The organism is Pseudoxanthomonas sp. UTMC 1351 (assembly GCF_040948865.1).
Taxonomy (GTDB): domain Bacteria; phylum Pseudomonadota; class Gammaproteobacteria; order Xanthomonadales; family Xanthomonadaceae; genus Pseudoxanthomonas_A.
Genome location: NZ_JAVGJT010000051.1, coordinates 1 through 11,489 on the forward strand (window position 1 = coordinate 1; position 11,489 = coordinate 11,489).

At 56.9% G+C, this 11,489-nt stretch carries 7 protein-coding genes and 3 pseudogenes; 7 read left to right on the top strand and 3 right to left on the bottom strand.

Translation table 11 applies throughout. The annotated features are described in order from the left end of the window. Window positions 1–456 precede the first annotated feature (456 nt). The 3 genes from AB6O04_RS20175 to AB6O04_RS20185 are packed head-to-tail and all read left to right on the top strand — an operon-like array spanning window position 457 to window position 2,348. Window positions 457–960 carry a hypothetical protein gene (locus tag AB6O04_RS20175; protein WP_368566207.1) on the top strand — a complete coding sequence of 168 codons (504 nt, stop codon included), beginning with the start codon at window positions 457–459 and terminating at the stop codon, window positions 958–960. 18 nt (window positions 961–978) lie between these two features. Then, the gene (locus AB6O04_RS20180) at window positions 979–1,752 is read left to right on the top strand and encodes a hypothetical protein (protein ID WP_368566208.1); all 774 of its coding nucleotides are present in this window, start codon (window positions 979–981) and stop codon (window positions 1,750–1,752) included. Next, window positions 1,752–2,348, top strand: a complete 597-nt coding sequence (locus AB6O04_RS20185) for a hypothetical protein (protein WP_368566209.1) — start codon at window positions 1,752–1,754, stop codon at window positions 2,346–2,348. Before AB6O04_RS20180 ends, AB6O04_RS20185 begins: the two co-directional genes overlap by 1 nt. Here the strand turns inward: AB6O04_RS20185 and AB6O04_RS20190 are convergent. Then, window positions 2,338–3,099, bottom strand: a pseudogene (locus AB6O04_RS20190) (IS5 family transposase); the annotation flags it as partial. The gene AB6O04_RS20185 and the pseudogene AB6O04_RS20190 overlap by 11 nt on opposite strands. 793 nt (window positions 3,100–3,892) lie before the next feature. On the opposite strand from AB6O04_RS20190, the gene AB6O04_RS20195 reads away from it, so the two are divergent. From AB6O04_RS20195 to AB6O04_RS20210, 4 genes and pseudogenes are all read left to right on the top strand, one after another. After that, on the top strand, window positions 3,893–8,650 hold the full coding sequence (locus AB6O04_RS20195; RefSeq protein ID WP_368566210.1) for a hypothetical protein: 4,758 nt from the start codon (window positions 3,893–3,895) through the stop codon (window positions 8,648–8,650). Between the two features lie 280 nt (window positions 8,651–8,930). Further along, window positions 8,931–9,280, top strand: a pseudogene (locus tag AB6O04_RS20200) (Tn3 family transposase). Further along, the gene (locus AB6O04_RS20205; RefSeq protein ID WP_368566211.1) at window positions 9,258–9,593 is read left to right on the top strand and encodes a Tn3 family transposase; all 336 of its coding nucleotides are present in this window, start codon (window positions 9,258–9,260) and stop codon (window positions 9,591–9,593) included. Before AB6O04_RS20200 ends, AB6O04_RS20205 begins: the two are co-directional and overlap by 23 nt. 27 nt (window positions 9,594–9,620) lie before the next feature. Further along, window positions 9,621–10,403 carry a hypothetical protein gene (locus AB6O04_RS20210; protein WP_368566212.1) on the top strand — a complete coding sequence of 261 codons (783 nt, stop codon included), beginning with the start codon at window positions 9,621–9,623 and terminating at the stop codon, window positions 10,401–10,403. Window positions 10,404–10,598: 195 nt separating this feature from the next. On the opposite strand, the pseudogene AB6O04_RS20215 reads toward AB6O04_RS20210, so the two are convergent. Together AB6O04_RS20215 and AB6O04_RS20220 are read right to left on the bottom strand one after the other, a co-directional pair. Further along, window positions 10,599–11,336 (bottom strand): annotated as a pseudogene (locus AB6O04_RS20215) (IS3 family transposase); the annotation flags it as partial. 31 nt (window positions 11,337–11,367) lie between these two features. After that, entirely contained in the window at window positions 11,368–11,484 is a 117-nt protein-coding gene (locus AB6O04_RS20220; protein WP_368566214.1) for an integrase core domain-containing protein, read from the bottom strand. Window positions 11,485–11,489 lie beyond the last annotated feature (5 nt).

Below are 11,489 nucleotides of genomic sequence, written 5' to 3' on the forward strand. Positions count from 1 at the left end.
AGGGTGGGGATCCCACACTGCAGGTTGCATCGTCTTAGCAACAGACGATATCAGCATCGATTTGCGCGGGAAAGTTCGCGGGCAATGGTCGGGTGTTTAGCAGAAGGTTGGGACCGGGCGCACTGGCATTGAGCGCTGGTTCGGATCGAATGCTACATCAAAGCAAGGCCGTGAACTCACCGCGCGATAGAAGACTATGGTCCCGTCTCTGACGGTATCCAGCACCTGGGCATGCGGCGGCTATTCGATCGATTCGACTGCCAGACCGTGCCGATCCGCTATACCGTTGGTGGCGGAAAGGGTGCAACGCGAAGCTCGACCGCTGTCGAAGCGCTCTCCAAAACGAGCGCGTAAGAGTTTGATCCTATTAATATGTATAGCTACGTTTTTGCTCGTTTTTAGATGGTCGTAAATTCTATTTAACCTCATGAATTAAAAGGTAAAAAGAAGATTATCATGGTGTGCTGGCGCCGCACATTTCCGAGGCGAGCAGGCGGCGATGATTACTCCCAACACGCTGCTGTCCACCAGTACCAACGCCTGCCATCGCTGAGGGATCGGTTCAATCGGGGTCTGACGATTACCTTGGCTCGCGTCGAGAACGGTCATCTGGTCCTCGCGGTGCCCGGTCACAGCCTGGTCCTAAGTCAGCCGCTCGCCGTCGCGGGCGGAGAACTGCAAAACCCGATTGTTGCCGCGACCGACAACGGCGATGGCACGTATCGGTTGGAGATGCAGTTCAATCATCAACTTACCGAGCCGCGGCAACCACTGGATCCCACCACGGTGCGGGTGGGCGCGACGATCTATACGATCGCGGTCGTGCCCAATCGCCGCACCTTCGAAATTGAGGCGCCGGCCGGTGGCCTCGGCATTGTAAAAGCGTTCCCTGAGCCGCGCTTCAATCCTGCTAACGCCATTCAGGACGGCACTGCCTTTGTCGGTCGCTCGCTCACTTAAACCGAGGCGCTGGCCGCTGTGGTCGGTGAGAATAGTCAGGTGCTGGTGCAGGGTGGCAACAACCGTATCGCAAGCGCCACGCACAAGGGACCCGCGATCTTGCAGCCGGCCGACTGGACCATGGCGGACCTGATGGGCGTGCGCGCCAAGCGTCTGACGCCCAATGCGCCGTTGAGTGCAAACGTGTTGGCCACTGCCGACTCTCTCGACGCCATTGGCGGTCCTTCGCTGGCGTCTCTGCCGCTGTTCAACACCCCGCTGCCCAATGCAACGATCGCGCAAGCAGGCGATCAGTACAGTGAACTGGAGCAACTCCAGCTGCAGAAATCCGGCTTCAGCATGTTCGGTAGCAACATTGTCTCCACGGGCATGGTGGCGGGCGAGATCACGACTTGCTGGAAAACGGACGCGGCGGGAAATGACAGCGCCTCCTTCCACTTCCTGGAGTACGTCGATACCGGATCGGTTTGCCGAGAGGTCTTCTGGCGCTCGCTACGCGCCACCTTCGCGCAGTCGCGCCTGACCACCGGAAATTTGATTCCAGGTCGATCCATCGTCAATGCCGCGCTGATCAAGGCGGAGTTGTTGCGGATCTACCGCAACCTGGCCGACTTGGCATTGGTGGTCGCCGGATCCGAGGCGGAGGACTACTTCTCGGCCAATACCCGCGTGCTCATCGATATGGCGCAGGGCCGCGCGAGCCTCACCGGGCCACTGCCGATCGTCACGCAGCTGCGCTCGATCGACTACATGCTGCAGTTCAACTTCACCGTAGGAACCAGGGAGGCGTAATGGCCAAGATCGCAATTTCCGCGCCGAGTGTGTCTATCAACAACGAGACACTCGGCATCGTGCCCAATAGCTTCACCTATGACGGCGGCGAGGGCGAGATATCCGTCCGCTCGGCCAGTGCCGGCGGCAGCAGCGCCGAATCGGTGCACGCCATCAATGCCGAGACGATGATTTCGAAGGTGACGTTCGAGCTGTACCCAACACCGGATCTGGATGCGAGGGTTCGTCGCTGGAAGCGGCAGATCGCCAGCAACGTCATTCAGATCACGCAGGTGCTTGAAAATGGCGACAGCATCGCGCGCACGTTCCAGCACATGAGCCTTATGAACCCGATTGAGCGCAATGCCTCTGCCGACGGCACGGTGTCTCTGGAGTGGTCCGGCGATCCGATGGCTGATTGGGTGGCGCGGCGCCTCATAGGGTGGCTTGGGCTCATTCTCGAACTTCGCGTAAGCCACTGGGCTAACGGCCAACCGATAAGCCATATCGACTTGAGTTATTCGCAAGTACTCGCGCCATGCCTTCATCGGTGTAGCGCCGTCCACAGTGGCGCTGACGCCTCTTTCTGCGCCCACTTCAATTCACTTTGCTCTTGATGCGCTTCAACGTCGAAGGCTTCGCTGCGATCAGATAGCGTAGCTTGCGCTTCTTCTTCACTTCCTTGCACTTATCCAACCCGGTGTAGCCACTGTCGCCGCACACCCTGTCTTCCTCGCCGTGAGCAGCTTGTGCGCCTGGCTGATGTCCGCTGCGTTCGCTGCCGTGCGTTCCACGTGGTGCACCAAGCCCGATTCATCATCCACGCCGATGTGCGCCTTCATCCCAAAGTGCCAGGTGGTGCCCTTCATCGTCTGGTGCATCGAAGGGTCGCGCTCGCCGTCCTCATTCTTGGTCGAACTGGGTGCGGCGATGATCGTCGCATCAACAATCGTGCCGCCGCGCAGAATTTGGCCCTTGCGCGCGAGATACGCATTGACCCGGTTGAATAGCTTGCGTGCCAGGTCGTGCTTCTCCAGCAGGCGCCGGAAGTTGAGGGTCGTGATCTCGTCCGGCACCGCGTCCAAACCGCCCATCTTTGCGAAGCGGCGTATCGACACCGTGTCGTACAGGGCTTCTTCCGTCGCCGGGTCGCTCAAGGCATGCCACTGCTGCAAAAGTGGCTGCGTAACGTCGTCTCCAAAGGATACGGCCGCCGCCGCCGCGGCTGGCCCTGCTTCGGGTAATGGGGCTCGATCAACTCCAGCAGCTGCCTCCACGGCACCACCTTGTCCATCTCGGCCAGAAAATCTCTCGTCGCGTCTGCTTGCGTTTGCCGTTGTATTCCGCGTCGCCGAAGGAAGATTGCATGTCATCCGTCTCGTTGGGCTTGCTGCCATTCTTGCGGAATCAGAGGGCGTTGTTCAGACCTCCCCTAGCGATTGTACTGACTGGCAGAGGACGGCCAAAGTAGGGGCAACGGCACCCTAGCATTCTTTAGGAAGACATGTCGCGCGTCATTCGCGGTCAGATGCGGCGTAAATTGGACCGGCGTCGTTTTCCATCGTGAGAGGAATCCCAAGACGGCGCATGATCCCCGACAAGCCTCAATTGTCGCCGGGATAGCCTCTCCCTCAGCGCGTTCTCTTGAGGCCGCACTTTGGTCGTCGACGACATCATTTCGGATTGCGCGAGTTGGGCAAGCGAAACAGTGACCTAGCTATTCCCCCTCATCCCTCGCCGTGAACTCTTCCCACTGACCGGCGCGCCGCCGTAGTGAGCAACGGTCAACGCCTCCCGCAAGTGCGCGTGCCTTTGGCGCCCCTATCGTGTCGCTCTAGCTATCGGCCAGCAGCAGCGCCTCACCCGCTGCCTACTCGGCTTACGCCGCCATCTACACAGATAGCAGGCAACGTGGACCCAGCGGCATATTGGTACTGGCAACGTTCCAAGGCTGCTGCCTACGCTACATCCGGACACGCTATGGCCGCATTGCGGCGATTCTGCTAACCGGACCATTGGCCCCATTGGCCCCATTGGCGCGATAAGCGCAAGCACGGGCGCCGGCCACCGTCTCGCTGTCGCGACATCCTGGCGCATGTCGCCATGCAGGCCCACTCACGCCCAAAGCATCCAGCCACCGCATTCTTGGAGATCGCCCGTCATGCCAATTATCTACAGAGCTACAAAAGCTTTCCTGAATTCCATCAATTACGGCATCGCCCTGGCAACGGGGGATAAAGGGTATTCCGACATGGCGTCGGACTTCTTCGGGCATGTGGTCAGCAGCGCCATCGGCGATGGCGTGAATCAACTGAATTATTCGCAGGACGTGTACTGGTCGGCCTATGCGGATCTCCCAAAACTCGGCAACGTCTATTCGTTGCCTTCCATCGTGACCAGCGGCACCAGGATGTACACCTTCTACCAGGGGCAGGCGCCCTATACGACGGATGCCGGCACGGGAGGCTATCTCTACTATTCATCGAGAGCCTGCGGCGCTGTGCTTTCGGATCAACTGTGCGCTCTGAATTTTCCCGACCCTGATGTGCCGATTGAGCAGGGACTCCAGCCGTCTCCACCGGTGGGAGTGTTGTTCGGCGACAAGGTATATGCATTTTATGGCAGCGCCACTGTAGGCCCGACCGGACAGATCTATTATGCCGTCTATGACGAGAACACGTGGTCGTCGCCCCAACCGGTGCCCGGCGTCTCGATCTTTCTGAACGACGGAGACACCGCGCCTGTGACGCCCGTGGTTTTCACGCCGCCAGGTTCGCAGAGCCCGCAACTCTATCTGTTCTATCCCATGGCACTCAACCTCATGGAATCCGCCCAGTTGGATATCGCGTGCGTGGCGACCGAGGATGGCAAAACCTGGACCGCCATTGCCCCCGGTGGCCTGGGCATTCCGGAGCTCTGGGATTCCTGCATATCGGCGACGGTCTATGCCCCTCCGGGCGCCGCGTCGGAGCAGATATACCTCTTCTACGTTTCCGGGTCCACGCTCTCCTACGTCACGTACCCGGATGCCAACGGCGGGGCCAGCGCCCCCGTGGCAATCACGGCCCCGAGCACGTTCACCGACAGCAATGGTGCCACCGTCTACACATCCAACGACATCAATGGTGCCGTCGTCTACACACCACCGGATGCCACAACGCCACTGCTGTACTTCTTCGTGTCACAGACCATCTATCCAACCGGGCTCTATTCCGACTACGTACCCGAAGACCAGCTTTCGAATTACAACGCCACTGAAACCACGACCTTCGAATACCCGCTGCAGACCATTTTTTATACCACCTTTGACGGCAGCACCTGGAGCGAGTACGAGCAGGTGCCCAACGCCACCTGGTCGTCGCAGTTTTCCAGCCCGCTCCCTAGCGCCGCCGTGCTTCCTCCGGCCTCGTTCAGCGACAACATGTCGCCTGTCACCGACATCTATCTCAGTACCGTGCAATCCGCCCAACCCGGCGGCGAAGGCTCCCCAACATTCCCTGGCACCTATACTTGCGCGGCATTCGTTGGCAGCCTGAATCAGTACGACGCAGGAACGGCGCCATCGCAAGTCACTTCGTTCCCGCCCCTTTCAACCTCGATCTATTATGTGTTATTCGCCGGCGTCTGCAACGCATCGTTGCTCGCCGTGGACCTGCCTGGTTTTGCCGCACCACAACCATGGCTGTTCTACAGCACCTTCAATCAAACCGCGTATGCATACCAAATGCAGTACGCGGTTTATACCGGGAGCGGCTGGACCGGCTATTCGTTGCCACCGATCGTGGTGGAAGTACCGGATTCTCCGCAGATGATCGGCTCCCCGGCGATCCTGCCCGTACCGACGGGAAATCCGTCTCAGACCTGGCAAAGCCTGACGGTCTTCAACTCGACGGACGGAATGCAGGGATACACAAGCTACTACGCACCAGGTGGTGGGCAGTTCGTTACTTCGATCAGCGTGGTTCCTGAAGCGACCGGATCGCCGTCGCTCGCGTTGCTCAACAACGAGGTGTATCTGTTCTATCAGGGGGCGGGCAGCCAGGCCGGACAATTGTGGTACACGCAAAGCAGCATGCTGGCGTACGGGGAGGGGAGTACCCCGGTAGCGATTAAGGGAGTGGCCATGTCCGAATCGCCGTCGGCGGTCGTGTTCGACGGCGACCTGTACGTGTTCTTCCAGGGGGCGAACGACAACGGCCAGCTCTGGTATGTCTGCCTGTCCGGTACGAGCGGCACATGGTCGGCGCCGGTGCAGGTCGTGCCCACCGGCGAGGACGCCACCAGCGAACTACTGTCCGGAACGCCGTCCGCATGCCTCTACACACCCGCCTCCGGCAGCAGCCAGTTGTTCGTGGCCTATGCCGGCGCCGGTACCAGCGGCAGCTGGCAGTTGACTTATTGCCTCCTGGGTACCGACGGCGCCTGGGCACAAGCGATCGTCCCGGACGTGTTGATCGCCGATTCGCCCACGGCCTACGCGGTGACGGCCGAAGCTTACGACAATACCGACACGGGAAGCCCCGCGGGCAGGCTCAATATCTTCTTCCAACCCGCCTCCAGCCCGGGCGGGCTGTACTACTGCGTCTACAATGGATCCACCTGGTCGCCCGTGGGGACCACGCCGATTACGACACTGGATGGATGGGTAAGCGGCATTATGTACCAGGGAGAAAACGAGGCCTTACTCTACCTGCTGCATAACAATAGCGGCACCAACGCCGGCCAGTTGAGCTTCTGCCAGTGTACGGTCGCAACCCAGGCGCAGGGCGGCTACCAGACGCCGGACGGGTCTGGACAGCAACTGAAGGACGGGTTGTTGAACGTTGGCGTAGGGAACGGCACAGAATCGTACATGACCGGGGCGCCCGCTGCTACGGTCGCCAATGGCAACATCTACGTCTTTTTCAACAGTAACTACCAAACAGAGTACAGTTCCTATGTGTCGGGCGCGCTTGGCTACATGCAGATTCCGCTTCCGGCCAACTCCGAGCAGGCTCTTGGGACCTACCCGGCAAACCTCGTGAATGGAACAGAAACGCTTCCTGATGCGTACGATGTGACCAATAGTGCTGTGACCGGCCTTGTCATGGCCAACTCGCCGGCCGCGGCCACGTTCCAGAACACGCCCTATGTATTCTTCAATACCGGCAATGGCGCAATTGCTTATTGCGCGGGCCTCGCTTCCACCCCGCAAACCGCGGCCTCTTCCGTTGCAAGCGCCTGCAATCCTGCCGTGATCGCAGGCACCACTACCGCGCCTGTTACTAACGCCGCCGGCGATAACAGCATTGATGTGCTGTACCTCTTCTATATTGGATCAACCACCCAACAGACGCATAATGGCGAGACGTATGAGGTCGGCACGCTTCTATGCTGCTATACGACCAATGGCGTGTCGTGGTCTGACCTTGACCTGGGGCCATCGCCTTCCGTGAACAGCAACGGCGTCATGCTCACCAAGGTAGATGGCCAAGTCTATCTCTTCTACAGTACCCTCGGTGTTCGCTATTACACGATCTTTCCAGGGCTTGACTGTGTAGGGGGGGCGGCCGCGCTAGCAACTCCCACGAGAATCAGTCGAATGGCGTGCAGCACGGGTCCCTCACTGGCAACCTTCAACAACAATCTATGGTGTGTCACTCAGGGGATCGACGAAACGAACTACACAGCAAGAGGCGGCTGGGCCGTCACGCCCAATGAATGTCTGTTCTTTAGCCGTACGCTCGACGGCAAAAGCTGGAGCTGGAATACCAATATCGATCAGGTCAACGGCGCCCCTACGACATCCACGGCACGGCCCGTCGCTACGGCGTTCACACCATCCTCGGGCAGCGAACTGCTGTACGTGTTCTGGCCCACCGCCGACGGAGGCTACCTCGAGTACGCCACCACAGATGGGACCTATGTGACACCCACCAGCAGCGCTTATGGCCTGCCCTGGTCCGGGCCGTATCAAGTCGGCAGTGATGCCCATACGGACGACAACTTCGCCGTCTCCGTCATACCACCTCTGGATTCGCCCACCGACCCGGACCAGCTCTATGCCTTCTGGCAAGGTTCAAACCACTCGGGGATCCTCTACTACGCGAGCATGAGCACCTCGGGCGACTGGAGTCCTTCCAGTGAGATCATGCCGGTTGGATGCAACGGCGCCTACATGTCACTGTCGCCCTCCGTGGTGTCCTATGCACCCGAAGGTGGAACCCCCACGACCTATGTCTTCTATCAGAAGAATGGAAGTTCGGGAAAGCAGCAGGGCAAGGTGGATCTGCAGTACTGCGTCTACTCCGACGGAAAGTGGACCCAATCACAGGTTCCGAATATCTCCTATACAACACAAGCCATGGAGGGGATCCCGCAAGAAACCTACACCGGCATCGATGCCGCCACGCCTCCTGCAGCTATCGTGTTCAACGGCAAACTATACGTGTTCTACATTCAGGACACCTACCAGTGGTCGAACGAGAACCGCAGCTGGTCCAACCTCTACCCGGTCACCTACAGCGTGTTTGATGGCACAACGTGGTCCGACCCGAACCGGATCGGACCGACTTCGACCGTCGATCAAAACACCTCGCCATTCACGTTTTCGCAAGTACCGCAGTTCGTTTCCGCTTCCATCTTGAATGGAGATCTATACGTCTTCTTCATGAACGTAGGCGCCATTGATGTGGAGTGTCCGCCTCCGGGAAGCATCTTTTACGTATCGACCTCAGATGGGATGAACTGGTCCAGTCCAGCAACCACGACCAACGTGGTCTATGTCCCGGCTGGCATGACCACACTGGAGGGCAATCTTGGCACGGAGATCAACGACAGTCTTGCGGACGTGAACGGTGCACTGTCATTTGTCGGGCTTCCGACCTCGGACGAGATTCGCAATAGCGTGGCGGCTGGCGCCATCGGGGTGTTCTTCTGAGTCTGCCATCCGTGCAACGGCCCGTCGTTGTCGCACCGAGGCGCGCTCGCTACCGTGGCCGGCCAAGTCGGCCGCGGTAGCCATCTTATATGGATCATGCGCACCGCAAGCTAAGGGTGCTTGCGGTCGCGTCCCGTGTGACGAGCCAGCTCCCATCGCGCTGGCATGTCGAAGGCAGCGACACATTTTGAATAGGCCACGTGACCGGTGAGACGTGCCGCAAGCACGGCACTCAGCGATGCTGACGTACTAGGTCTGGAAGTCGAAGTTCGCGAGTGAAGTGGCATTTTCTTTCAGCCATGTTCTGTGGTTTGATTTATTGCCCAGACTGAAAAATATTGCCCGACAAAAGCTCAGTCTCTGCGAAGCCGGTGATGCCACATTATATCCGGATCTTTCACCAGTGCTGGCCAAAGAAATTAACTGGGAGCTAATCCGGCAGCAGTATAATGAAATTATTAAACACACGGCAGCCTTGAGAATCGGAACTGCAGAGCCGGAGGCCATATTAAGACGATTACCCGCAATAATGCGCAACACCCGACGCATAAAGCCCTGGCGGAACTGGGGCGGGCTGTGAAAACCATTTTCCTCTGCCGTTATTTAAATGACGAGGGGTTACGGTGGTGAAATCAATGCTGGACTGAATGTGGTGGAGAACTGGAACAGCGCCAATGATTTTATTTTCTACGGTGAGCATGGTGAATTCACTTCCAATAAACCGGAGGAACAGGAAATATCCGTGCTGTCATTGCATCTGTTGCAGATTAGTCTGATCTACGTCAACACACTGCTGATTCAGGAGGTACTGTCTGAGCCAGCCTGGCGAAACAGAATGACAGAGGCTGACTGGCGTGGGCTCAGCCCACTGATATACCACCATGTTAATCCTTACGGGCGCATTGAACTGGATATGAGTAGCCGCCTGCAACTTGTAGCATAGTTTGTACATCCATTAAATTGAGAGAATATGATGCCAATCACTTCCGTTACACAACAACCAATATCTTCCCTCCCTGAAAAAGGAAGCCAGTCACTTAAAAACGAATTTATTGGTGTAGTTCATTACATACAGGACGCATTCCCCGGAAAAGTGTCACCATGTTATCTCCGGGGAGCTATGCAAGGTGAAGGGGTTATATCTTCCTATAACAGCAAAAAAGATGATAACTATCTTTATTCGCTAAATGCACAAACTTGTGTCATCGCAACCTTGTACAATCATGATAACCGAACTGGCGCGGTTATTCATTTTGATCATAATATATCACATCTTATTGACGATGCTGTTAATACTATGATATCTGAGTTGAAAACGAATGGTAATGGAGCAATAATATCAACTCTTTCAGGCGGGGTCTGGTTTATGGGCGGGGATAGTATAGGAGACCCTGTAAGAAACTCGTTAATTAAAAATGATATTAAACCCTCATGGGATCAGTGGTCATTCTCTTCCTGTATAGAGCATAATTATGGTGTAGTACTGAATCTGGAAAACGGTAAGGTTGATGTTTTTGAACACTCCTTGGAACTGCTTAATAAATTTCAAACGCCTCTATTAAAGGACGCAACAATATATAAAAATGATGATAATCCTGAATACAAAAGAGCCAGAGATTTTATGATCCGTTTCAAACAACCAGCAATAACCGAAAAAGAAAATGGACAAAGATTTGTTGATACGACTATAAATAAAAAAATAACGGATAACGATATTAATAAGTTCCGCTTTCCTATCCATAATATTATATGAGGATGGTAGTATTAAATGTCATGTACGGAACCGGATGGTTTCGTACGCACCTTACAGAGGGTGTCCGAAAGTAAGGGTTTACAATTAATTATATGTGATATAATTCGTACTGGGTTTTCGCACGGGAAATAAAACAATGTCGAGTTTTTGCCTACTGCCGGGTTGACCTGCCCCCAATGGCCGTACCAGCAATAGCTAGCAAAGTCCGGGGTTGAAGGTTACTGCGTTATCGCTTTTCTGTGCACGGTGGTGGGCAGCGAACTGCGCCGGCGGCATTCGGCCGCAACTGCTATGCGGTCTAACCTCGTTGTAGTCGCGCCGCCAGTCGGCGATGACATCCCGAGCTTGGGCCAGCGAGTTGAACCAGTGTTCGTTGAGGCACTCATCGCGGAATTTGCCGTTGAAGCTCTCGATGTAGCCGTTCTGCATCGGCCGGCCGGGTTCGATCAGCAGATGCTGGATGCCGTGCTGCTGTGTCCAGGCGATGAAGGCACGGCTGGTGAACTCCGGGCCGTTGTCGGTGCGCACCGCACGGGGATAACCACGGAAGCAAGCGGCTTGGTCTAGCACGCGCACGACATAAGCACCGCTGATGCCATGGTCGACCACAATGTCGACGCACTCGTGGCTGAAGTCATCGGCAATCGTCAAACACTTCAGGCGGCGCCCATTGGCCAACGCATCGCTGACAAAATCCATGCTCCACACGCCGTTAGGTGCGCTCGCCGGCAGCAGTGCCTGGCGTTCGCTGGGCGGGCGCCGCGCCTTCTTGCGTCGGCGCACGGTTAGGTTCGCTTCGCGATACAGGCGATAGACCTTTTTGTGGTTCACGCTGGGGAACTCCGGGCGCAACAGGTCGTGCAGACGGCGGTAGCCGAACCGGCGCCGTGCCTGTGCCAGTTCGACGATCCGCGCCGACAGCGCCTGCGTGGCAAAGGACTTGAAGCGTCCTCGTTCTTTCGAGTCAGTCAAAAGTAGAGGTTGATGGCAATTGTGCCATTGCGTAGGGAATGGGTGATAGGCCGCCCAGTGAACGGTGCGGGCGATGGTGGTTGTAGCGATGCCGCCAGTCCTCGGCCATGCGGC